Genomic DNA, 21,999 nt, shown 5'->3' with positions numbered 1-21,999 from the left:
GGGGCGGGCCCTTACTTGAGCTGGTCCTCGGTGTAGTAGTTGCCGCCGACGATGACCTCCTGGTAGTTGCTCTTGTCCACGATCACCGGGTCGAGCAGGTAGGAGGGGACGACCTTGTTGCCGTTGTCGTAGTCCTTGGTGTTGTTCACCTCGGGCTTGCCGCCCTTGAGGACCGCGTCGGCCATCTTCACCGTCTGCCCGGCGAGGTTGCGGGTGTCCTTGAAGATGGTGGAGTACTGCTCACCGGCGATGATCGACTTGACCGAGGCGAGCTCGGCGTCCTGGCCGGTCACGACGGGGTACGGCTGGCCGCTGGTGCCGTAGCCGGAGCTCTTGAGCGCCGACAGGATGCCGATGGACAGGCCGTCGTACGGGGACAGCACGCCGTCCACCTTGGTGCCGCCGTTGTAGGTCTTGGTGAGGATGTCCTCCATGCGCTTCTGGGCCGTGGCCGGGTCCCAGCGCAGGATGGCGGCGGTCTTGAAGTCCTTCTGGCCGCTCTTGACCACGAGGGTGCCGTCGTCGATCTTCGGCTGGAGCACCGACAGGGCGCCGTTCCAGAAGAACGTGGCGTTGTTGTCGTCGGGCGAGCCGCCGAACAGCTCGACGTTGAACGGGCCCTTCTTGCCGTCCTCGACGCCGAGGCCCTTGAGCAGCGAGGTCGCCTGCTGCACGCCGACCTTGAAGTTGTCGAACGTGGCGTAGTAGTCGACGTTCGGGCTGTTGCGGATCAGGCGGTCGTAGGCGATGACCGGGATCTTGGCGTCGGCGGCCTGCTGGAGCTGCGAGGTGATCGCGGTGCCGTCGATCGAGGCGACGATCAGGAGCTTGGCGCCCTTGGTGATCTGGTTCTCGATCTGGTTGGCCTGGGTCGGGATGTCGTTCTCCGCGTACTGGAGGTCGACCTTGTAGCCCAGCTTCTCCAGCTGCTGCTTGACGTTGTCGCCGTCGTGGATCCAGCGCTCGGACGACTTGGTGGGCATGGTGACGCCGATCAGGGCGCCCGCGCCTCCCGTCCCGGCCGGCGCGGAGGTGCCGGCGTCGACCGTCTTCTGGCTGGAGCCGCAGGCCGTCATGGTCGCGGCGAGCGCGATGGCGGACACCACGCCCCCGATACGTCCCAACCTCATGTGGCACTCCTTGCGATGGGGGTTGCGGCAGCGGCATGTGAGCGTTAACTGCCGAAAGAGCAGGGGACTCAGCCACGGGACGTGCTGAATCAGAACAAAGTTCGTGCTTCGTTCTGGCCGATTGTTATCGTTAACAAAGCTTCTGTCAACGGTCGGCCATAACCTCCAGGAAACCTTGAGGTAACTTTCATGGCGCCCCCATCGCAGGTCAGCGCCCCGCGCCGCCGCGTGCCTCGCGTGCCGAACAGCCGTTGCCGTCCGCCGCCGCAACCGCTCCCTTCCTGGCTTGGCCCCGACTGTGAGCGTTAACAACCAGCCCCGTCAAGGGCCCCCTCGATTACGGTCACGTCACGCCGGGAACCCCTTGACCGTAAGGGCATCCGGTCCTTACTGTGGCGCCAACCACCCCTGTTAGCGCTAACAGAGTCCCGTGAGGAGCGCGCCCATGAAACGACCGGCCCGCCGCCGGGAGCCCCGCGGCCACCCGGCGGCGTACGACCTCAGACCGGCACGACGCGGTGATGGGTGGTGATCCGGCCGGTGTCGTCCAGGACGTGGTAGACGAGCCCCGGCGGGAGCGCGTAGTCGGCGCAGCCGGCCAGCGTCGTCGCGCCCTCCCACGGCAGCCGCAACGTGGACAGCACACCGGGGGCCGCCAGCATCGGGCGTCCGGCGAAGGTGGAGGCCGCGGCCGTGTGCGCGTGGCCGACCAGCACGGCGGCCACGTTCGGGTGGCCGGCCAGCAGGTCCGCCAGGCGCTCGGGCCGCCGGAGCATGATCGTGTCGACGGGCGAGTGCAGCGGCGCGGGCGGGTGGTGGAAGGCCACGAACGCCGGCAGGTCGCCTTCCTCGCCGAGCACGCCGTCGAGCCAGGCCAGCGTCTCGCCGTCCAGGTCGCCCGCGTCCTGGCCGGGGATGGAGGAGTCGCACATCGCGTAGAGGGCCCCGCCGGTGCGGTGGGCCCGGTTGACCGGTCCGGCCGCGGCCGGCTCGCCGAGCAGCACCCGGCGGAACTCCTCCCGTACGTCGTGGTTGCCCGGGCAGAGGAGGACCGGGTGGCGCGAGGTCAGCAGCTTGCGTGCCTGCTCGTACTCCTCGGCAAGCCCGTGGTCGGCGATGTCGCCGGTGACGAGCACCGCGTCGAGGTCGTACGGGAGGGCGTCCAGGTGGCGCATGACGGAGTCGGTGCGCTCGGCGGACCGGTCGGAGCCGCCGATGTGGATGTCGCTGAGGTGGGCGATCACGAGCATGACAGAAATCCTTTCGGGTAACCCCTCGACGCTAGCCGCCGACCGGACCAGCCGTAAGATCCGGTTCTGTGTCGAAAGACTGGGCCAGTCAGGGCGTGGACCTGCATCTGGAGCTCGACCCCGCCCACGGACGCCGGCGCGGGGTCGAGGACGCGCTGCGCGCCGCCCTACGCGACGGGCGGCTGCCGCCCGGCACCCGGCTGCCCTCGACCCGCGCGCTCGCCGCCGGGCTGGGCCTGGCCCGCGGCACGGTGAGCGCCGCCTACGACCAGCTCGCCGAGGAGGGCTACCTGAGCACCCGGCCGGGTTCGGGCACCGTGGTCGCCGACGTCCCCCCGCCCAGCCCCCGTGCCGCGTCACCCCGGCCCGCCGCCGTGGCCACACGCCCGGCGCACGACCTGCGCCCCGGGCAGCCCGACGGCTCCGCCTTCCCCTCGCGTGCCTGGCTGCGGGCCACCCGCCAGGTGCTCGCCACCGCCGGCGCCGAGGTCTTCGGCCCCTGCGATCCCCGGGGCCGTGTCGAGCTGCGCACCGCGCTGGCCGACTACCTGGGCAGGACCCGGGACGTACGCGCCACGCCCGCCCAGATCGTGATCACCACGGGGTTCGTCCAGTCGCTCAACCTGCTGGCGGCCGTGCTCGGCGCGGGGCCGGTCGCCATGGAGGACCCGGGCCACGACTTCTACCGCGAGGTCCTGCGCCGCGCCGGCCGTACGGTCGTGCCCCTGCCGGTGGACGGGCACGGCGCCCGTACCGGCGAGCTCGGTCCCGGCGTGGCCGCCGCCGTCCTCACCCCGGCGCACCAGTACCCGACCGGCGTCCCCCTGGCCCCCGCGCGCCGCCGCCTGCTGCGCGAGTGGGGCGGCACGGTCGTCGAGGACGACTACGACGGCGAGTTCCGCTACGACCGCCGTCCCGTGGGCGCCCTCCAGGCGACGGCCCCCGACCAGGTCGTCTACTGCGGCACCACCTCCGAGTCGTTGTCCCCGGCGCTGCGCCTGGGCTGGATGGTGCTCCCGCCCGCCCTCGTGGACCCGGTCGCCGACGCCAAGCTGCACGCCGACTCCCACACCGAAGTGCTGGGACAGCTCGTACTGGCCCGCCTGATCGCCGACCACGCCTACGACCGGCACATCCGCGCCGCCCGCCTGCGCTACCGCCGCCGCCGCGACCTGCTGCTGGCCCGGCTCGGCCCCGGCCCTGACGCGCCGCTGCCCGGCGCGCGCCTGCCCGGCGTGGCCGCCGGCCTGCGCGCCCTGCTGCTGCTCCCCCCGGACGGCCCGCCGGAGTCCGCGCTGCTGGCGGCCTGCGAACGGCGCGGCATCGCCCTGCGCGGCCTGACCCCGCTGCGCCAGACGCCCGGCCCCGGGGGCCTGCTCATCGGGTACGCCGCCCCCTCCGAACGCGCCTACCCCGCCGCCCTGGACGCCCTCGCCGAGACCCTGACCTGGGCATCCACCAACGAAGGCACCGCAACCCCCGAAAACCCCGATATATCAGGCTTTCTCGGGTAGTCGGAAGGCTCTCGCGATCTCTACGGAGGAGTCCGATGAGCTGGAGCTACCGTAAGACGATCAAGCTGGGCCCGATCCGGCTGAACCTGTCCCGCGGCGGCGTCGGCCACAGCTGGGGCAACCGGCTGTTCAGGGTCACGCGCACCGCCGACGGACGTCGTACGCTGTCGGTCAACCTGCCCGGCGGCTTCCACTGGCGCAAGACCCTCGGCGGACGCTGACGCCGTCCCTTCTTCCCGGGCCCGGGCCATGATGATCTGAAATCATGAACGCCCACATGAGCCCGGAGGAGTTCCGCCGCCACGGCAGGCAGGTCGTCGACTGGATCGCCGACTACATGGCGGGCATCGAGTCCCACCCGGTGCGGTCGCGGGTCGGCCCGGGAGAGATCCGCGACGCGCTGCCGGCCGAACCGCCCGAGCACGGCGAGCCGTTCGAGGCCGTGCTGGCCGACCTGAACACGATCCTGCTGCCCGGCCTGACCCACTGGCAGCACCCCTCCTTCTTCGGCTACTACCCCTCCAACGCCAGCGGCCCCGCCATCCTCGGCGACCTGCTCTCCAGCGGCCTCGGGGTGCAGGGCATGTTATGGATCACCAGCCCGGCCTGCACCGAGTTGGAGAGCGTGGTGGTGGACTGGCTGGCGAGCCTGCTCGGCCTGCCCGCCCACTTCAGGACGGACGCGCGCGGCGGCGGCGTGATCCAGGACTCGGCGTCGAGCGCCTGCCTGGTCGCGCTGCTCGCCGCCCTGCACCGGGCGAGCGGCGGGCGGGTGACGCGTACCGGGATCGCCGATCGGTACACGATCTACGTCTCGTCGCAGACCCACTCCTCGCTGGAGAAGGCGGCGCGCGTGGCGGGCCTGGGCGCGCAGGGCGTAAGGGTCGTCGACGTGGACGACCGTACGCTGGCCATGGACCCCGTACGGCTGCGCGAGCTGATCGCGGCCGACAGGGCGGCCGGCGCGGTGCCCGCCATGGTGTGCGCCACGGTCGGCACCACGTCCACGGCCGCCGTCGACCCGGTGCCGGCGATCGGCGAGGTGTGCCGCGAGCACAGCGTGTGGCTGCACGTGGACGCCGCCTACGCCGGGGTCGCCGCCGTCTGCCCCGAGTTCCGCCGGCTCAACGACGGCCTGGCCGAGTACGCCGACACCTACTCCACGAACCCGCACAAATGGCTGCTGACCAACTTCGACTGCACCGTACTGTGGACCGCCGACCGCACCCCCTTGCTCGACGCGCTGTCGATCCTGCCCGAATACCTGCGCAACCCCGCCTCCTCGTCCGGCTCGGTGGTCGACTACCGCGACTGGCAGATCCCGCTCGGCCGCCGCTTCCGAGCGCTGAAGTTGTGGTCGGTCATCCGCTGGTACGGCGCCGAGGGCCTGCGCGCCCACATCCGCAAGGGCGTCTCCCTGGCCCAGGACCTGGCCGCCCGGATCGCCGCGGACCCGGCCTTCGAGGTGCACGAGCCGCACCCGCTCGGCCTGGTCTGCTTCCGCCCCCACTGGCCCGGCCTGTCCCCCGCCGCCGCCGACGCGGCCACGCTGCGACTCATGGAAACAGTGAACGCCGGCGGCTCCCTCTACCTCACGCACACCACGATCGGCGGACGGGTCGTGCTGCGCATGGCCGTCGGCTCCCCCGCCACCGAACACCGCCACGTCGAGCAGGCCTGGGACGACATCCGCCGGGAGCACCAGGCCCTGCCGATCCAGCGGGTGACCGACCAGACCGACCAGACCGACCAGACCGACTAGATCGGCAGCCCGGCCTGCGCGGCGAGCGTGCCGAGCACCTTCGCCAGCACCGCCCGGTCGCGCGGGCCGAGGCCGCCGGTCAGCTCCGCGTCCATCTCCAGCGTCACCTCCAGGCACCGGTCCAGCAGCGCCCGCCCCTCGCCGGCGAGGTCGAGGAGCTGCCGCCGCCGGTCGTCCGGGTCGCGCACCCGTGAGATCGCGCCGAGCCGTTCCAGGTGGTCGGCCAGCGTCACCACCAGGCTCGGCGCGACGCCCATGGTCCGCGCGACGTCGAGCTGCGAGGCCGCGCCCCTCGCCTCCAGCAGCGTCAACAGCCCGACGTGCTTGGGCTTGAGATCGAGCGGGACGAGCGCGGCGGTGAACCGCTCGGTCAGGATCGCCCCCAGCGTCCCGAGCCTGAAGGCCATCGTCCCCGCCACCGACACCGGCTTGACTTCATCCACAACCGTAATGGTACCGTCGATTTATCATTCAAGAGCTGAACGATTCGAGTGGAGAATCTCTATGCGCAAGTCCCTCGTGGTCCTCAACGTCGTCGCCGCAGCCGGAGCCATGGTCTCCGGTGCGGTCGCCGTGGTGGACCCGTCGGTCATCCTGCCCGCCGGCGCCGAGGTCTCCGGCGGCCTCTCCCTGTACGCCCAGACCTACGCCGCCCGAGCCCTCCCCCTCGGCGCCGCCCTCCTGTGGGCCATGACCGCCAAGGGACGGCCGGCCCTGGTCCCGCTGCTCGTCGCGTCCGGGGTGGTGCAGGTCGCCGACGTCGCGATCGGCCTCACGCAGGGTGTGCCGGGCATGGCCGTGGGCGGCACGATCGCCGCCGCCGCCCACCTGTCGACCGCCTGGGCCCTGACCCGCCGTGCCCGTACCGCGCCTGCCACGGCCTGACCCCGCCTTCAGCGTCTTCAGGGGCGGCGGTTCAGCCCGTGCTCGTAGGCCCAGATGACCGCCTGGACCCGGTCGCGCAGCCCGAGCTTGCCCAGGATGCGGCCGACGTGGGTCTTGACGGTGCCCTCGGCCATGAACAGGGCTCCGGCGATCTCGGCGTTCGTCGCGCCCCGGGCGATGTGCCGTAACACGTCCCGTTCGCGGTTGGTCAGCGGGTCGGGCCCGGCGTCCGGCAGGTGCGGCGCGACGTGGTCCAGCAGGCGGCGGGTCGTGGAGGGGGCGATCACCGCGTCCCCCCTGTGGACGGTACGCACCGCGGCCAGCAGTTCCTCGGCGGGGGCGTCCTTGAGCAGGAACCCCGACGCGCCGGCCCGCAGGGCGGAGAAGGCGTACTCGTCCAGGTCGAAGGTGGTCAGGACGATGACCTTGGGGGCGTCGCCGGCCGCCAGCAGCCGCCGGGTCGCCTCGACGCCGTCCATGCGCGGCATCCGTACGTCCATGAGCACCACGTCCGCCGTCACCGCGCGCAGCCCGGCCAGCGCCTCCACCCCGTCGCCGGCCTCCCCGACCACGCGCATGTCGTCCTGCGCGTCGAGCACCATCACCGTGCCCGTACGCACCAGCCGCTGGTCGTCGACGACGTAGACCCTGATCGTCATGTCCGGTACGGCAGGCGGGCCTCGACGACGAAGCCGCCCGCCTCCTCCGTCCGGACGTCCAGCGTCCCGCCCACCTCGGTCACCCTCTCGCGCATCCCCGCCAGCCCGTTCCCCGGCCCGTTGCCGCGCGTGGCGGCGCGGGCGCGACCGCCCGCGTCGCCGGCGGTGATGTGCAAAGCGTCGTCGGCCCACTCCAGCCGCAGCGTGCTGCGCGCGCCGGGGCCGGCGTGCCTGAGCGTGTTCGTGAGCGCCTCCTGCACCACACGGTAGGCGACGAGATCGGCGGCCGGTCCGAGGGGGTGCGGCGTTCCGCGTACGACCTCCTCCACGGGCAGGCCCGCGCCCCGGGTGCGCGCCACCAGGTCCGGCAGGCCGGCCAGACCGGGCGGCGGCCCGGCCTCCGCCGTCGCCGCCCCGGACCCGGCGCGCAGCACGCCGACGGCGGCCCGCATGTCCGTGAGAGCCGCGCGCCCCGTCTCCTCGATCGTGGCCAGGATCTCCTCCGCGCGCGCGGGCGCGAACCGGCCGCCCCTCGCCTGGGCGACGATGACCGCCAGCGCGTGGGCGACCACGTCGTGCATCTCGCGGGCGATCCTGGCCCGCTCCTCGGCGGTCGCCCGCGCCGCGGCCTCACGGGCCCGTTCCCGCAGCAGGTCCACGTGGGCGAGCTGGGTACGCCGGTACAGTCCGAGCCCCCACGCCGCGACCACCACGGCGGCCAGCAGCCCGGCCAGCAACCACGGGTCTGGCCCCAGCCCCGCGGCCTCGACGCTGGAGTCGGTCGCGAACCGGGCCGCCGCCACCCCCGCCCCCGCCAGCCCGACCGCCAGCGGCGGACAACGCCGGGCGTGGGCGGCGCAGGAGTAGACCGCGAGCGGGAACACCAACGCCGACGGCAGTACGAGGAACAGCCCGGTCACGGCGGCCTGGACGGCGAAGGCCCCGGCGACCACGAGGAACGCCCACATCGCCCGCCGGTAGGCGAGGGCCGCGTGCGCCACCAGACAGGCCCCCGCCAGCAGGACGGCACGCGTCCCCGGCACCGACAACACCGCCACCGTCAGGGAGAGCGGGACCAGCGGCACCCCGCCGTCCAGGGCCAGGAGCACGTCCGCGCGACGGGGCCTCACCGCGGCGTCGTGCGCTGGTAGGAGAGCGTGGCCCCGGCGACCGCCAGCCCGAACAGCAGCCAGCTCCCGTACACGACGCCGACCGTCACTACGGTCGCGAGATCGGACAGCGGCACCGGGCCCTGGGTGATGCCAAGCACCTGGGCGAAGGTGCCGAGAACGGACATAGCCCCCATAGTGGTCAACATGGCCGCGCCCGTCCAGCCGCCGGCCAGCACCAGCCGCCTCGGCAGCGACCGTCCCCACCTCTGGACGAGGGCCAGAGAACCCACAGCCCCGATCACCAGCATGATCAGCTCACCGTACGGGAAACCCTCGCCGTACCCGGCGGGGCGCAGCAGCGTGCCGCCCGCGGACCAGTACAGCTTGGCCAGCGGATAGACGAACCCGACGGCGAACGCGGTGTACCCGAGCCACGCCCCGCCGGGAACCCTGACGCGTGGCAGCACCAGCGCGCCCAGCAACGCGCAGCCGGCCAGGCTGAGCCCGCGCAACACCATCCCCGGCCAGTCGACCCGCGCGAACTCCCCCGCGGGGATCCCGGTGACCGCGAAGAAGGCACGGAAGGCGTCGAGCACGAGACCGCCCGCCGACCACAGCAGCAGCAGGGCGGGCAGCAACCCCGCCGGACGCGGCCGTACCACGAAGACCGCCCCCAGCACGGCCGCGAGCACGGTCACCCAGTGCGGCGCGAACCCCGCGGTGTACGGAAGCGCCGGCAGCGGCGCGAGCGCCAGCACCACGACGGCCGCGAGGACGACCCGCGCCGCGATCTGCATTCGTTGAAGTCGCATGCCCCCGACGATCCCGGCCCCGGCCCGCCACCCGCGTCTCCCTCAGCTCCGAAAAAGAAGGACCTGAGAGGTATTGACACCACCCGCACCGGACAACGAAAAACGGTGGCGCCCGAAGGACACCACCGTTTTCTTGGGGTGGAGCTATGGGGATTCGAACCCCAGACCTCCTCCATGCCATGGAGGCGCGCTACCAACTGCGCCATAGCCCCTTGCGATCACCAAGTGTATAGGAATTCGGGAGCCCTCGTGCCACGCCGCAACCGCGCTGCGCCCAGGGCCCCCGGCGACCTCAGGCGGGGCCGGTCAGGCGGCGTGGCGGACCGGGATGCCCGCCTCCCTGACCAGCGCGACCACGTCGACCCCGGCCTCGGCCAGCAGGCGGCCGGCGCCGTTCGCGCCGTCGGCCAGCAGGCCCCACAGCAGCCGTTCGCCCGTGACCGGTCCGGGCTTCCACATGGCCACCTCGATCACCTTCCTGGCGTGCATGGCCAGCGGGATCCGGCCCAGCGGGCCGTCCAGGGTGACGCGCAGCGGGCGCAGCCGCGACCTGCGCAGGGACCACAACTCCGGCGCGTCCGTCCCCGCCCTGGTACGGCGGCGCACCTCGTCGAGGTCGATGCCGAGGGTGGCCAGCAGCGAACGCGCGTCGCCGAGGTCGAGCCGCGGGCGCAGGTCGGCGCCGGAGGCGGTGAAGGAGGGCAGCGTGAACGGCCGCACCTCGGCCACGCCCAGCAGCAGGAGATCGGCGTCGAGCGTGGCACGGTGGGCGTCGAGCGCGAGAAACCCCGCCCGGACCACCGCCTCGCGGGCGCCTTGCGTGAACCTGTCGAACACCTGCTACCTCCCCGTTCTGCGGGCGTGCTTGCGATGGGCGGACTGCCGCCGGACCCCCAGCGCGCCGGCGATCTGCTCCCACGACCAGCCGGCGGCGCGGGCGTTGGAGACGTGGACCGCCTCCAACTCCTCCAGCAGGGTCCGGAGCGCGGCCACCGCCGCCAGCCCCGTGCCGGGGTCGCGGTCGGCGGCCGCCTCGGCCAGTTCGGTGACGTCCATGGTGTCAGCATGTGCTGACAGAGGCCCGCTTGTCAACATATGCTGACGCCTCAGAGGCGTTCGGCCAGATTGACGAGCACGGGAAGGGCGGCCGCGAGGCGGTCGCGTTCGTCGGGAGTGAGGGAGTCGACGGCGGCGGCCAGGCGTTCGGTGATCACCTGTTCGCGGCTGACCAGCGCGGCGCTGCCGGAGTCGGTGATGGCGGTGATCACCCGCCGCCGGTCGGCGGGATCGGGCTCGCGGGCCACCATGCCCCGCTGGTGCAGGCCGCCGAGGACGGTGCCGATGGCCTGGGCGGTGATGCGTTCGAGGTGCGCGAGCTGGGCCGAGGTGTGGGGGCCGTCCCGGTCGAGGCGGGACAGCACGGCGAGCTCGGTGAACGAGACGTCGTCGCCGGAGGCGTTCGTGTACAGCTGACGGATGCGGCGGGCGAGCCGCCCGACCGAGATCCGCAGATCCTTGGCAAGCACAAAGCCAAGTCTAGCTTTATCAATCCAACTTTGGTAGTTTCCCGGCACTATGTGCTACGACAACGACGCCGCCCCACCGCGCCCGCAACCGCCGATCACCGGCACCCGCTCCGCCGCCCTCCGCCTGACCTCCGCCGACGGCACGTCGTTCGCCGCCTACGAGTCCCGTCCCGACCGGGTGAGCGGGCCGGGGGTGGTGATCCTCCCCGACGTACGAGGCCTGCACGGCTTCTACAAGGAGCTCACCGTACGGCTGGCCGAGCAGGGCCACCCGGCCGTCGCCATCGACTACTACGGCAGGACCGCCCCCGACGACGACCGGGGCGAGTCCTTCCAGGTCATGGCCCACATCCCCAAGCTGACCAGGGAGAACATCCAGGCCGACCTCCGGGCCGCGACCGGGCACCTGGGCCGGCCGGCCGTGGCGCTCGGGTTCTGCATGGGCGGGCGGAACGCGTTCTTCGCCTCGGAGCCCAGGTTCGGGTTCGCCGGCGTGATCGGGTTCTACGGCGCGCCGGGCATCGCGGGCCCGTACGGCCCCGGCCCCACCCAGCACGCGGCGGAGCTGGGCGCGCCGGTCCTCGGCCGGGTCGGCGGGGCTGACGAGGGCATCCCGGCCGAGCAGGTGGCCGAGTTCGGGGCCGCGCTGACCGAGGCGGGGGTCGAGCACGAGATCGTCGTCTACCCGGGCGCCCCGCACGGCTTCTTCGACGAGTCCCACGGCGGGCACGAGGCGGCCTGCGCCGACGCCTGGCGCCGGGTGCTCGCCTTCCTGGCCGAAAGAGCCTGAGGCGAGAGGGTGGGTCAGCCGCAGGTGGTGCGCATGGTCAGGGCCGCTTCCTCCAGCGAGAACGCGACCTTGACCGAGCCCAGCTCGGCCGTGTCGCGCACGTGCGTGCCGCCGCACGGGATCGACACCTCGCCCTCGGGCAGCGAGCAGTGCCAGGTGCGCAGCGCGGTCAGCCCGGGACCCGGCACGTCGATCCGGACCGCCGCCTTGGCCGCCACCCACGACTCAAGCCGCTCGTCCACCCGCCCCGCCAGCTCGGCCGCGTCGGGGTCGTCGGCGGAGAAACCCTTCTTGCGCAGCGACTTGCCCAGCCGGTAGACGTCCACGCTGCCGTGGGGCTGGATGTGCGAGGAGGTGATCGCCGTCTGGTCGAAGTCGGGATTGCCGAGCCGGTCCTGGCGCACCTCCTTCCGCCACCGGTCGGCGAGCGCCGCGTTGAGCGCCAGCGCGGCCAGGTGGCAGGCGGTGTGACCGGCCGAGAGCGCCGCTCGGTAACCGGCGTCCACTTCAAGGTCCACCTCGGTGCCGACGGGCAGCGGGGTGTCGGTGACGTGGACGACCAGCCACTCCCAGCCCTCGGTGCCCCGGCGGACCGGGATGGACTCGCCGACGAAGATCTCACCGTCGTTCGACTGGGCCCCTGTCACGCAGTCGACGACCGGCAGCTCCCCGATCGTGCCGCGGTCGGCGGGCTGGTCGGGCCAGGTGTGGTCGAGGGGATGGAACGGCGTCTCGGCGGTGACGAGGCCGTGCCGGTCCCCCACCGGCACGGCCCCGACAATCGGGGAACGGCCGCTGACGTGGCCGTCGGGAAAGGTGACGACAGTGGATCTCACCTGGTCATTGTGGCAGGCTTGCGCTCGTCCTCCAGGTAGCGGTCACGGCCGGCGTACAGGCCGGTGAAGAGCTGGACGACGATCACGGCGAAGAGCAGGGCGTACGTCAGCTCCCAGCCGCCGGTCATCTGGTAGATCACCCCGACCAGGAGCGGACCGGCGCCGGCGATCAGATATCCGGCGCTCTGCCCGAAGGCCGACAGCGCGGCCGTGGACTCCGGCGTACGGGTGCGCAGCCCCAGCATCATCAGCGCCAGCGGGAACGACCCCATGCCGACCGCCACGAACACCACCCACACCATGGCGGTCGAGGCGGGCGCGAACCACAGCCCGAGGAAGCCGATCGTGTAGAACACGACCAGCCCCACGACGACCGGCCGCTGGTCGCGGAAGCGCGCGGCGATCGTGGGCACGAGGATCGAGACCGGGATGTTCAGCGCGGTGAACACGCCGAGGATGAGCCCGGCCTGCCCGGTGGTGAACCCGCCGTCGGTGAGGATCGTGGCCAGCCAGCCGAACATGATGTAGGCGATCATCGACTGCGTCCCGAAGTAGATCGCGACCATCCAGGCGAGCCTGCTCCTGAGCAGGGTCGAGATGCCCGCGTCCCGGCTGCCCGTGTCCCGCTCCGGCTCACTGCGCAACAGCGCAAGCCACGGAATGGCGGCCACGGCGGCCAGGGCCGCCCACACGCCGAGCGCGATGTGCCAGTCCCCCGACGCACGCTCGATCGGCACGGTCGCGGCGGCGGCCAGCATGGTGCCCGCCGCCAGGGCCGTGGTGTAGACGGTGGTCATGATCCCGGTACGCCCGGGGAAGTGACGCTTGATCAGCGTCGGGATGAGCACGTTGCCGACGGCGCCGCCGGACAGCGCGACCGCGCTGCTCAGCAGGAACACCGGGGCCGACCCGACCAGCGACCTGACCAGCATGCCCGTGCCGAGCGTGACGAGGGCGAGCAGCAGCAGCCGGTGCTCGCCGATCCGCCGGGCCAGCGTGGGCGTGAGGGCGCCGACGCCGGCGAAGGCCAGCACGGGCAGGGTGGTGAGCAGTCCGGTGCCGACGCTGCTCATGCCGAGCGCCCCGGCGAGCTGGTCGAGCAGGGGGCCGACGCTGGTTACGGCCGTACGAAGGTTCAGCGCGGCCAGAACGATCCCCAGCACGAGAAGCCAGGCAAGGGGGGCCGTTCTGCCTCGGGTCTCTTGGGCGTACACGCTCATGCTGGGAAGGTCCTCCACTCATCAAATCATGGGACGAATCACCACCTTAACAGGACCGTAATGTCCCTTTATTCCTGGATATGAGAAAGCCCCCGGGGCGGGGGCTTGATGATCTCAGGGGGAGACGGCCGCCCTACAGGACCGGGGCCGGGCCCTCCGGGGGCTGGTTGCGTGGGGGCACCGGGCCGGGAGGCGGAAGGGTGCCGCCGGGCCGGAAATCCTCGCCGCCGACGGTGCCGGGCGGGACCGGCGCGTCACTGTCGCCGTAGGTGGAGCCGTGCTGGTGCGGGGCGGGGACGTCGCCGCGCCAGCCGCCGGTCTCGCCACCGCGCGACTCGATGAACGACTTGAAGCGTTCCATGTCGTTCCTGATGCGCAGCCGGACGATCTGCAGGGCGTCGCCGACGGTCTCGACGACACCCTCGGGGTCGTACTCCATCTGGAGGGTGACCTTGGTGGTGGCCTCGTCGATGCGGTGGAAGGTGACGACGCCCGCGTGGTGCGGCGAGTCCGTGCCGCGCCAGGCGACGCGCTCGTCGGGGTGCTGCTCGGTGATCTCGGCCTGGAACTCACGCCGGACCCCGGCGATCTCCACCACCCACTCGGTCAGCGTGTCGGAGACCTGTTTGACGGACTCCACGCCTTCCATGAACTCGGGGAAACTCTCGAACTGGGTCCACTGGTTGTAGGCCACTCGGATCGGGACGCTGACGTCCACTGAGTGCTCGATCGTACTCATGGGGTCTGCCACTGCCCGCGCGCGCCGGACGTTAACGCCTGCGCAGCAGCCAGTAGAGGCCCACGAAAGGCAGGACGAGGGGGATGAACAGGTAACCCTTGCCGTACGTCGACCACACGGTCGCGTCGGGGAAGGCGGCCGGATCGACGAGGCTCAGGGTGCCGATCACCAGCACTCCGGCCAGCTCGATGAGGAGCGCGCCGAGCGCGAGGCGGCGGGCGCCGCGCGCGAGGGCGACGGTGAGCACGATGTAGACCAGCGCGGCGAAGGCCGACAACGAGTAGGCGAGCGGCGCCTCGTCGAACCTGGTGGCGATCTGCACGGCCGCCCGCGCCCCCGCCGCCAGCGAGAACAGCCCGTAGACGGCGACCAGCGCGCGCCCGGGACCGGTGCCGATCGGGGCGGTCACGCCACGCCCTGCCAGATCTGCAGCAGCCGCGCGTTCATCACCGCGATCGCGAACCCGGCCACGACCAGGATCGCCGTCCCCCAGCGGCTGCGCTCGGCCAGCGCGAGGAACACCCCGGCGGGCGGGATCAGCACCTGGCCGCCGATGTAGCCGAACAGCGTGACCTTCTCCGGCGGCCCCTCGCCGCCGGCCACCGCCGCGATCACGAACCCGGCCTGCACCAGGATCGCCACCTCCAGCACGGCGAAGCCGACCAGCAGGACCATGCCCATGGGCCGGTTACGGACGGCGACGACCAGGCTCGCCAGCATGAGCAGCAGTGAGCCGACGATGACGATCGTGGAGACGGTGGTGTTCATCGGGAGACAGGTTAGCGCCCGGGCAGGTCGCCCTCGATTCCGTCCAGCACCCACGACAGGCCGCGCTCGAAATTGTCGTCGGCGCCCGGCACACCCTGCTCGATCATCGGCGCCAGCCTGGGGAACTCGCCCCCCTCGATCAGCTCCCTGATGTACGGCTCGGCCACGGCCGCCCGCTCGGCGTCGTTGATGCCGCCCTGCCGGGGTTGCCCCCGTTCCAGCGCCTCCCTGACCACGAACCCGGTCATGTAGTCGTTGAACGCCGCCAGGTAACGCCAGACCCGCAGCCGGTCGGCCCCGAGCCCGTCGAAGGCGGACAACTTCTGCTCGACGTGCCGCAGGCCGTTGGGCCCGACGGCGACGCCCTGGGAGATCAGCTCGACCCGCCAGGGATGGCGGCGCACGACCTCGCGCTCGCGCCTGGCCAGCAGCAGCAGCGCCGCCCGCCAGTCGCCGGGCAGCGGCTCCTCGACCAGCACCTCGGCCGCGATCTCGTCGGCCATCAGGGCGAGCAGGTCCTCCTTGCGCTCGATGTAGGAGTACAGCGTCATCGTGCGGGCGCCGAGCTCGGCGGCCACCCGCCGGATCGAGACGGCGCCCAGCCCCTCGGCGTCGGCCAGCTCGACCGCCGCGGCCACGACCGCCTCCCTGCTCAGCGCCGGACGCCGGGGAGGCACGGGACGCGACCACACGGAACTCATGCCCCGATGCTACACCGTACGAAACTGCTACGCTGTACGACATGCGATACGGTGTACGAAACTCCTTCCGGGCGACAGGCCTGGTCGTGCTGCTGGGCGTGGTCATGACGATGCTCGACACCACGATCGTCAACGTCGCGCTCGGCACCCTGTCCCGCGACTTCGGCGCGACCCCCGCCACCATGCAGTGGGTCGTGACCGGCTACCTGCTGGCCCTGGCGATGACCGTGCCGGTCACCGGCTGGGCGGTCGGCCGCTTCGGCGCGCGCCGGGTCTGGCTGGTCTCGCTCGTGCTGTTCGCGGCCGGGTCGGCGCTCGCCGCCGCCTCCTGGTCGATCGGCAACCTGATCGCCTTCCGCGCGCTCCAGGGGCTGGGCGGCGGCCTGCTCCTGCCTGTGGGGCAGACGATGCTGGCCCAGGCGGCGGGCCGGGAGCGGATGGGCCGCGCGATGGCGATGATCTCCGTACCCGCGATGCTGGCGCCCGTCCTCGGGCCGGTGCTCGGCGGGGCGATCGTGGAGGGGCTCGGCTGGCGCTGGATGTTCCTGGTGAACCTGCCGGTCGGGGCGGCGGCGCTGGTGGCCGCGCTGGTGCTGGTGCCACGCGAGCCGGGCGCGGCCCCCAGGCGGCTCGACGTGGCCGGGCTCGCGCTGCTCTCCCCCGGCCTGGCCGCCCTCGTCCACGGCCTGGGCGAGGTGGGCGACGGCGCCTCCCTGCTGCGTCCGGCGCTGTGGGTGGGCCTGGCGCTGGTGGCCGCGTTCGCGGTGCGGGCGCTGCGACGGCCGGACGGCCTGGTGGACCTGCGGCTGTTCGGCAACCGCACGTTCACCTCGGCGGTGGTCGCGATGGTCTGCTACTCGGCGGCGATGTTCGGCGTGACCGTGCTCGTACCGCTCTACAGCCAGCTCGCCGAGGGCGGCGGCGCGCTGGACGCCGGGCTGCTGCTGGCGCCCATGGGGGTCGGCGCGGCGATCACCATGCCCCTGGCGGGCAGGCTCACCGACAGCAGGGGGCCGCGCGGCGTCGGCGCGGCGGGCGTGCTCGTCGCCGTGCTCGGGATCGCGGCGTTCGCGCTCTTCGGCGGGTTCGTGCCGGTGTTCGTGCTGGGGCTGGGGCACGGGCTGGTGGCGACCTCGGTGATGGCGGCGGCGTTCACCACGCTGGAGCGCGCCGCCGTCCCGGCCGCGACCGTGCTGAGCACGATCGCCGTACGCCTGGCCGCGCCGTTCGGCGTCGCGCTGCTGACCGTGGTGTTGCAGGTGGTCACCAGGGCGGGGGTGGAGCGGCCGTTCGCGTACGCGTTCGGCTGCGCGGTCGTGCTGGCGGCCGTCTCGTTGGTACCGATCGCGCTCATAGGATCGGGGACATGCAGAGAATCCTCGTCAGCGCCTGCCTGATGGGCCGCCGGGTCCGCTACGACGGCGGCGCGAAGACCAGCGCCGACGCCGTGCTCGCGGGCTGGCGGGAGGAGGGGCGGCTGGTGGTGGTCTGTCCCGAGGTGACGGGCGGGCTGCCCGTGCCGCGTCCGGCGGCCGAGATCGAGGGCGGCGCGGGCGGGGCGGCCGTGCTCTCCGGCGCCGCGCGCGTGCTGGCGAGCGACGGGTCCGACGTGACGGCCGAGTTCGTGGCGGGCGCGCGGGCCGCGCTGGAGACCGCGCGATCGGCCGGGATCCGGCTGGCCGTGCTCAAGGAGGGCAGCCCCTCGTGCGGGGCGCTGGCGGTCTACGACGGCACGTTCGGCGGCCGGCGGGTGGCCGGCCGGGGGGTGACCACCGCCCTGCTCGAAGCGCACGGCATCCGCGTGTTCAGCGAGGAGCAGATCCCCGGCGCGGCCGACTACCTGCGCGATCTGGAGGCGTAGAAGGCGGCGGCCAGGCCCCCGGCCAGCAGGATCGCCATCGTGTCGTGGAACCAGGTGGTCAGGGCCGTGGCCGCCGACGGCCGCAGGGCCAGCGCCAGGATCCCGATCAGCACGCCGCCCAGCGCTCCGGCGTGGGCGCGGATCAGGCCGTCCCACGCCCACGGGCGGCGGGACAGCGCGCCGTAGCCGCCGGCGAGCAGGCCCACGGCGCACAGCGTCTCGACGATCACCGCGGGCACGATGGCCGGCTGGGTCAACGGGCCGGCCGGGGTGCCCGCGTGCAGCAGCGCGGCCCCGAAGAAGATCAGCGCGTAGACCAGCGAGAGCGCGCCGAGGGCTTTGCGCAGTGCGTCCATGGGGTCAACGCTCGCATCGCGGCGGGCCGGCGTAATCGTCCTCAGGGAGACGGCCGCGGTACGCCGCCTGGGGTAGCCAGCATGCGCCGGACGATCCGGATCACCTCGTCGATCGTCACCTTGGCGTCCACGTCGGACTCGCAGGCCGCCACCTCGCGCCCGGCCTCGCCCATCACCGTGGTCAGCAGGACGACGAGCACGTGGCTCTGCGGCGTGTCCGCGAGGCCGAGCAGGCGTTTGTTGCCGCCGATCCACTCCCAGCCGCGCTGCCTGCGCAACGTCGTGAACTCGGCCGGGCCGTCGTTCTCCAGGAACAGCCGGGCCACGTCGCGCTGCTCCCACGAGCCTTCCAGATAGGCGCGGGCACCGGCCAGGAAACGTTCCTCGCCCGCACCCGCGGTGGCCTTGGCCGCCCGGGAGGTACGTTCCTCCTGGTCGCGCATGAACTGCTCCCAAAGGGCGAGGAACAAGCCCGGTTTGCCGCCGAAATGGTGATACAGGCTGCCCACGCTGATGCCCGACGTCTCGACGATGTCGGCGACCGTGGCCTCGCCATACCCCTTGGCCAGGAAGACCTCGCGGGCCGCGCGCAGCAGCGTGTCACGGGTGCCGCTGGAACGCCCCCAGCCTCGATTCTTCACCCGGTCATTATGTACGGTCCGCCGGGATTGAACGGGAAATCGAACTGGCCTGATCAGCCGGAAACTTTTTCACATTCCCGGGAGTCGTACAGGGTGCAGGGGGCCCGATTCATTTCGAAACGGGGAAAGGATTCGGCGACAATGACTGTCGACCTGAACAACGCACAACCTCTGGCCTGGGAATCGGCCAAGCTCGACGCGGACACCAAGGAGATGCTGGACAATCTCCAGCCCAATATTCTCCGCGCCCACGTGCGCGAGCACCTGTCCGTGCTGTTCGTCAGGTTCAACGACGTCGTCGCGGGAAAGGCGTTCCTGCGGCACATCGCCGTCACAAGGATGAAGTCGGCGCGCAGGCACCTTCAGGAGGTGCGCGAGTTCGCCGCGAACGGCCGGGGCGGCACCCCGTACGTCGGCGTCGGCATCAGCAAGGCCGGCTACCGCGACCTCGGCCACTCGGTCGAGGACGTGCGCAAGTTCGGCGACAAGGTGTTCCGCGACGGCATGAAGCGGCGCGTCGCCGAGGTGAACGACCCGCCGGTGGACGAATGGGAGCCCACCTACCAGCGGGAGATCCACGCCGTCATCCTCATCGGCGACGCCCGGCGCGAGCGCGTCGAGGAGCTGCGTGAGGAGATCCTGGGCGAGCTGCCCGCCAGCGCGCGACTGCTCGGCGAGGAGACCGGCGCCGGCATTCACAACCCGGCCGGCGAGGGCATCGAGCACTTCGGGTACGTGGACGGCCGCAGCCAGCCGCTGTTCGTGAAGGACGAGGTGGACAAGGAACCGAAGGAGCACTGGGACCCCGCCTTCCCGCTCTCCAACATCCTGGTCGCCGACCCCTTCGCGCCGCACCCCGAGCGGCATTTCGGCAGCTACCTGGTCTTCAGGAAGCTGGAGCAGAACGTCCGGGCGTTCAAGGAGATCGAGCAGGACCTGGCCGACAACCTCGGCCTGGTCGGCGCCGACCGCGACCGGGCGGGCGCCATGCTCATCGGCCGCTTCAAGGACGGCACCCCGGTCACGCTCAAGCCGAAGCCGGGCGGGGGCCCGGTGTCCAACGACTTCACCTTCGACGACGATTCGGGCGCGAAGTGCCCCTTCAGCGGGCACATCAGGAAGACGAACCCGCGATCGTTCGGCCGCGAGGTCCTCATGGCCCGCCGGGGCCAGACGTACGGGGAACGCGCGGACGACCCGTGGGACGACTCCCCGCCCCACACCCGCCCGAGCGGTGAGGTCGGCCTGCTGTTCATGGCGTTCAACAGCAGCCTGCTCGCCCAGTTCGAGTTCACCCAGCAGAGCTGGGCGAACAACGCGGACTTCCAGAACCCGGCGACCGGCCACGACCCGGTCATCGGGCAGGGAGCCCGCGACGTCAAGGTGACCTGGCCGAAGGTCTGGGGCCGCGACGAGCAGTCGGGCCCGCAGGCCCAGGTCGCCCAGACGATCACGATGAAGGGCGGCGAGTACTTCTTCGCCCCCTCGCTGGCCTACCTCCGCAACCTGTAGGCCGCCCGGCGGGGGCGGCACGCCCGCCCCCGCCGGCCGCCTCACGAGGGCGGGGCCCCGGGCGCGATCAGGGCGGGGTTCTAAGATCGGATCTCCGGGGGGAGATCTGACGATGTTGCGGGCGTTCTTCAGGACCGAGGCGGGCAGCACGAGCGTGCTGCTCGTGGCCACCGTCCTGGCCATGGTCTGGGCCAACTCGCCATGGGCCGACACCTACGAGGCGTTCTGGCACCTGCGCATGGGCCTGTCGTTCGGCGACGCGCAGTTCTCCCTCGACCTGCGCCACTGGGTCAACGACGGCCTCATGACCGTGTTCTTCTTCCTGATCGGCCTGGAGGTCTCCTACGAGGTGCGGCTCGGGCAGCTCAGGGACCGCCGGCTGATCGCCGTGCCGGCCGTGGCCGCCTTCGGCGGGATGCTCGTGCCCGCCGGCGTCTATCTCGCGCTCAACTTCGGCGGGCCGGGCGCGGGCGGGTGGGGCGTGCCCATCGCCACCGACACCGCGTTCGTGCTGGGCGTGCTGGCCGACGTGGGCGCGCGCTGCCCCGATCCGCTGCGGGCGTTCCTGCTGACGCTGGCCATCGTGGACGACGTGCTGGCCATCATGATCATCGCGATCTTCTACACGGCCAGCCTCCAGGTCACCGCGCTCGTCGTGGCCGCCGTGCTGCTGGCGGCCATCGTGCTGCTGCGCTGGCTGAAGATCTGGCGGGCGCCGGCGTACATCGCGCTCGGGTTCGGGTTGTGGGTCGCGACGCTGGAGAGCGGCATCCATCCGACGCTCGTCGGCATCGCGCTCGGCATCCTCGTCTTCGTCTACGCCCCCAGCGACCAGAAGCTGCTGCTGGCGGGCGAGGCCGTCCAGGAGTTCACCACCGAGCCGAGCGCGCGGGCGGCCAGGGAGGCCACCCGGCGGGTGCAGCGTGCCGTCTCGGTCAACGAACGGCTCCAGCTCCGCCTGCACCCCTGGAGCAGCTACGTGATCGTGCCGGTGTTCGCGCTGGCCAACGCCGGGGTGCGGCTCGACGGCGAGTCCCTGCGGGCGGCGATGACCTCGCCGGTCACGCTCGGCGTCGTGCTGGGGCTGCTGATCGGGAAGTTCGCCGGGATCTCGCTCGGCACGTGGCTGCCCCTGCGGTTCGGGTGGGGCATCCTGCCCGGCAACCTGGTGTGGGGCCAGTTGCTGGGCGGCGCGGCGGTCTCGGGGATCGGGTTCACGGTCGCGCTGTTCATCGTCGACCTGGCCTTCGAGGACCCGGCGATCCACAGCCAGGCGAAGATCGGCATCCTGGCCGGGTCGCTGCTGTCCGCCGCGCTGGGGTGGGTGATCTTCCGGCTGGCCTGGGACCGGGGCGGCGTCTGCGCGCCGCCCGAGGCAGAGCCCGACGAGGAACTGCCCGACGTGCTGTCCGTCCCGGTCGGTCCGGACGACCACGTACGGGGTCCGGCCTCGGCGAAGGTGACGATCGTCGAGTACGGCGACTTCGAGTGCCCGTACTGCGGACGGCTGCACCCGATCCTGGAGGAGATCCTGCGAAAGAACCCGGACGTACGCCTGGTCTTCCGGCATTTCCCGATCCGTACGTTGCATCCCCGGGCCACGTCCGCCGCGATCGTCTCCGAGGCCGCCGCCGACCAGGGCCGCTTCTGGGAGATGCACGCCATCCTCTACGACAACCAGCGTTTCCTCACCGACGCCGACCTCGAACACTACGCCGCCGAACTCGACGTCTCCCCCTGGGAGGACGTGGCCGGGCACACCTCCCGCATCGCGCTCGACGAGGCGTCCGGCAAGGAGAGCGGCGTACGCGGCACCCCCACCCTGTTCCTGAACGGCCGCCGCTACAAGGGCGGCCTGGACCTGCAGTCGATCAGCCGCGCGGTGGAAGAACTGCGCGGATCCCCGTAACGTCGCCCGAGTCCCC

26 protein-coding genes and 1 tRNA gene are annotated in these 21,999 nt (G+C 72.1%); 9 read left to right on the top strand and 18 right to left on the bottom strand.

Annotated elements, in window-relative coordinates:
• Positions 1-11 precede the first annotated feature (11 nt).
• Both chvE and DMB42_RS30945 read right to left on the bottom strand, forming a co-directional pair.
• On the bottom strand, positions 12-1,130 hold the full coding sequence (gene chvE, locus DMB42_RS30950) for a multiple monosaccharide ABC transporter substrate-binding protein (protein ID WP_125639485.1): 1,119 nt from the start codon (positions 1,128-1,130) through the stop codon (positions 12-14).
• 500 nt (positions 1,131-1,630) lie between these two features.
• On the bottom strand, positions 1,631-2,380 hold the full coding sequence (locus DMB42_RS30945; protein WP_125639482.1) for a metallophosphoesterase: 750 nt from the start codon (positions 2,378-2,380) through the stop codon (positions 1,631-1,633).
• A gap of 68 nt (positions 2,381-2,448) precedes the next feature.
• Here DMB42_RS30945 and DMB42_RS30940 point away from each other — a divergent pair, with 68 nt between their 5' ends.
• Genes DMB42_RS30940 through DMB42_RS30930 form a run of 3 tightly spaced genes read left to right on the top strand, consistent with a single transcriptional unit; the run spans position 2,449 to position 5,656 of the window.
• Positions 2,449-3,894 (top strand): PLP-dependent aminotransferase family protein, encoded by a 1,446-nt coding sequence (locus DMB42_RS30940; protein WP_125639479.1) that lies wholly within the window; start codon positions 2,449-2,451, stop codon positions 3,892-3,894.
• Between the two features lie 35 nt (positions 3,895-3,929).
• Positions 3,930-4,115, top strand: a complete 186-nt coding sequence (locus DMB42_RS30935) for a DUF4236 domain-containing protein (RefSeq protein WP_125639476.1) — start codon at positions 3,930-3,932, stop codon at positions 4,113-4,115.
• A 44-nt stretch (positions 4,116-4,159) separates the two neighbouring features.
• Positions 4,160-5,656, top strand: coding sequence for a pyridoxal-dependent decarboxylase (locus tag DMB42_RS30930; protein ID WP_260478050.1), 1,497 nt, complete (start codon positions 4,160-4,162; stop codon positions 5,654-5,656).
• Here DMB42_RS30930 and DMB42_RS30925 read toward each other — a convergent pair.
• On the bottom strand, positions 5,653-6,099 hold the full coding sequence (locus DMB42_RS30925) for a MarR family winged helix-turn-helix transcriptional regulator (protein ID WP_260478049.1): 447 nt from the start codon (positions 6,097-6,099) through the stop codon (positions 5,653-5,655). The two genes, DMB42_RS30930 and DMB42_RS30925, sit on opposite strands and share 4 nt — an antisense overlap.
• 61 nt (positions 6,100-6,160) lie before the next feature.
• Here DMB42_RS30925 and DMB42_RS30920 point away from each other — a divergent pair, with 61 nt between their 5' ends.
• A complete protein-coding gene (locus tag DMB42_RS30920; RefSeq protein WP_125639474.1) occupies positions 6,161-6,541 on the top strand; it encodes a hypothetical protein in 381 nt (126 codons plus the stop codon).
• A gap of 17 nt (positions 6,542-6,558) precedes the next feature.
• Here DMB42_RS30920 and DMB42_RS30915 read toward each other — a convergent pair whose 3' ends face one another.
• The 7 genes from DMB42_RS30915 to DMB42_RS30885 all read right to left on the bottom strand — a co-directional run bounded on the left by DMB42_RS30915 (position 6,559) and on the right by DMB42_RS30885 (position 10,650).
• The gene (locus DMB42_RS30915; protein WP_125639472.1) at positions 6,559-7,200 is read right to left on the bottom strand and encodes a response regulator transcription factor; all 642 of its coding nucleotides are present in this window, start codon (positions 7,198-7,200) and stop codon (positions 6,559-6,561) included.
• Complete coding sequence (locus DMB42_RS30910; protein WP_125639469.1) at positions 7,197-8,330, bottom strand: sensor histidine kinase; 1,134 nt, start codon at positions 8,328-8,330, stop codon at positions 7,197-7,199. The genes DMB42_RS30915 and DMB42_RS30910 overlap by 4 nt, the downstream gene beginning before the upstream one ends.
• The gene (locus DMB42_RS30905) at positions 8,327-9,124 is read right to left on the bottom strand and encodes a hypothetical protein (protein ID WP_125639466.1); all 798 of its coding nucleotides are present in this window, start codon (positions 9,122-9,124) and stop codon (positions 8,327-8,329) included. The genes DMB42_RS30910 and DMB42_RS30905 overlap by 4 nt, the downstream gene beginning before the upstream one ends.
• A gap of 139 nt (positions 9,125-9,263) precedes the next feature.
• Positions 9,264-9,336: transfer RNA gene (locus tag DMB42_RS30900), tRNA-Ala, on the bottom strand.
• Between the two features lie 94 nt (positions 9,337-9,430).
• The gene (locus DMB42_RS30895) at positions 9,431-9,961 is read right to left on the bottom strand and encodes a Clp protease N-terminal domain-containing protein (protein ID WP_125639463.1); all 531 of its coding nucleotides are present in this window, start codon (positions 9,959-9,961) and stop codon (positions 9,431-9,433) included.
• Positions 9,962-9,964: 3 nt separating this feature from the next.
• A complete protein-coding gene (locus DMB42_RS30890) occupies positions 9,965-10,180 on the bottom strand; it encodes a helix-turn-helix domain-containing protein (protein ID WP_125639461.1) in 216 nt (71 codons plus the stop codon).
• Positions 10,181-10,230: 50 nt separating this feature from the next.
• A complete protein-coding gene (locus tag DMB42_RS30885; RefSeq protein WP_221762427.1) occupies positions 10,231-10,650 on the bottom strand; it encodes a MarR family winged helix-turn-helix transcriptional regulator in 420 nt (139 codons plus the stop codon).
• A gap of 49 nt (positions 10,651-10,699) precedes the next feature.
• Here DMB42_RS30885 and DMB42_RS30880 point away from each other — a divergent pair, with 49 nt between their 5' ends.
• Complete coding sequence (locus tag DMB42_RS30880) at positions 10,700-11,440, top strand: dienelactone hydrolase family protein (RefSeq protein WP_125639458.1); 741 nt, start codon at positions 10,700-10,702, stop codon at positions 11,438-11,440.
• A gap of 14 nt (positions 11,441-11,454) precedes the next feature.
• Here DMB42_RS30880 and DMB42_RS30875 read toward each other — a convergent pair whose 3' ends face one another.
• The 6 genes from DMB42_RS30875 to DMB42_RS30850 all read right to left on the bottom strand — a co-directional run bounded on the left by DMB42_RS30875 (position 11,455) and on the right by DMB42_RS30850 (position 15,704).
• Positions 11,455-12,276, bottom strand: a complete 822-nt coding sequence (locus DMB42_RS30875; RefSeq protein ID WP_125639455.1) for a metal-dependent hydrolase — start codon at positions 12,274-12,276, stop codon at positions 11,455-11,457.
• Entirely contained in the window at positions 12,273-13,496 is a 1,224-nt protein-coding gene (locus tag DMB42_RS30870; RefSeq protein ID WP_125640202.1) for an MFS transporter, read from the bottom strand. Before DMB42_RS30870 ends, DMB42_RS30875 begins: the two co-directional genes overlap by 4 nt.
• Positions 13,497-13,629: 133 nt before the next feature.
• A complete protein-coding gene (locus DMB42_RS30865; protein ID WP_125639452.1) occupies positions 13,630-14,235 on the bottom strand; it encodes an SRPBCC family protein in 606 nt (201 codons plus the stop codon).
• 31 nt (positions 14,236-14,266) lie between these two features.
• Positions 14,267-14,644 carry a hypothetical protein gene (locus DMB42_RS30860; RefSeq protein ID WP_125639449.1) on the bottom strand — a complete coding sequence of 126 codons (378 nt, stop codon included), beginning with the start codon at positions 14,642-14,644 and terminating at the stop codon, positions 14,267-14,269.
• Complete coding sequence (locus DMB42_RS30855) at positions 14,641-15,003, bottom strand: hypothetical protein (protein ID WP_125639446.1); 363 nt, start codon at positions 15,001-15,003, stop codon at positions 14,641-14,643. The genes DMB42_RS30860 and DMB42_RS30855 overlap by 4 nt, the downstream gene beginning before the upstream one ends.
• Positions 15,004-15,014: 11 nt before the next feature.
• Positions 15,015-15,704, bottom strand: coding sequence for a TetR/AcrR family transcriptional regulator C-terminal domain-containing protein (locus DMB42_RS30850; RefSeq protein WP_125639444.1), 690 nt, complete (start codon positions 15,702-15,704; stop codon positions 15,015-15,017).
• A 41-nt stretch (positions 15,705-15,745) separates the two neighbouring features.
• Here DMB42_RS30850 and DMB42_RS30845 point away from each other — a divergent pair, with 41 nt between their 5' ends.
• Together DMB42_RS30845 and DMB42_RS30840 are read left to right on the top strand one after the other, a co-directional pair.
• Entirely contained in the window at positions 15,746-17,101 is a 1,356-nt protein-coding gene (locus tag DMB42_RS30845; RefSeq protein ID WP_125639441.1) for a DHA2 family efflux MFS transporter permease subunit, read from the top strand.
• Positions 17,071-17,565, top strand: a complete 495-nt coding sequence (locus tag DMB42_RS30840; protein WP_125639438.1) for a DUF523 domain-containing protein — start codon at positions 17,071-17,073, stop codon at positions 17,563-17,565. The genes DMB42_RS30845 and DMB42_RS30840 overlap by 31 nt, the downstream gene beginning before the upstream one ends.
• On the opposite strand, the gene DMB42_RS30835 is transcribed toward DMB42_RS30840, so the two are convergent.
• Both DMB42_RS30835 and DMB42_RS30830 read right to left on the bottom strand, forming a co-directional pair.
• Complete coding sequence (locus DMB42_RS30835; RefSeq protein ID WP_125639435.1) at positions 17,541-17,921, bottom strand: hypothetical protein; 381 nt, start codon at positions 17,919-17,921, stop codon at positions 17,541-17,543. The genes DMB42_RS30840 and DMB42_RS30835 overlap by 25 nt on opposite strands.
• Before the next feature lie 41 nt (positions 17,922-17,962).
• The gene (locus DMB42_RS30830; protein ID WP_125639433.1) at positions 17,963-18,562 is read right to left on the bottom strand and encodes a TetR/AcrR family transcriptional regulator; all 600 of its coding nucleotides are present in this window, start codon (positions 18,560-18,562) and stop codon (positions 17,963-17,965) included.
• 141 nt (positions 18,563-18,703) lie between these two features.
• Between DMB42_RS30830 and DMB42_RS30825 the strand changes: the two genes are divergently transcribed.
• Positions 18,704-20,074 (top strand): Dyp-type peroxidase, encoded by a 1,371-nt coding sequence (locus DMB42_RS30825; protein ID WP_125639430.1) that lies wholly within the window; start codon positions 18,704-18,706, stop codon positions 20,072-20,074.
• 112 nt (positions 20,075-20,186) lie between these two features.
• On the top strand, positions 20,187-21,983 hold the full coding sequence (nhaA, locus tag DMB42_RS30820) for a Na+/H+ antiporter NhaA (protein WP_125639427.1): 1,797 nt from the start codon (positions 20,187-20,189) through the stop codon (positions 21,981-21,983).
• The last annotated feature ends 16 nt before the right edge of the window (positions 21,984-21,999 follow it).

This window comes from Nonomuraea sp. WAC 01424 (genome assembly GCF_003947315.1).
In the GTDB taxonomy this organism is placed as follows: Bacteria; Actinomycetota; Actinomycetes; order Streptosporangiales; family Streptosporangiaceae; genus Nonomuraea; species Nonomuraea spiralis.
This window is presented reverse-complemented; position numbering and strand designations above follow the sequence as displayed.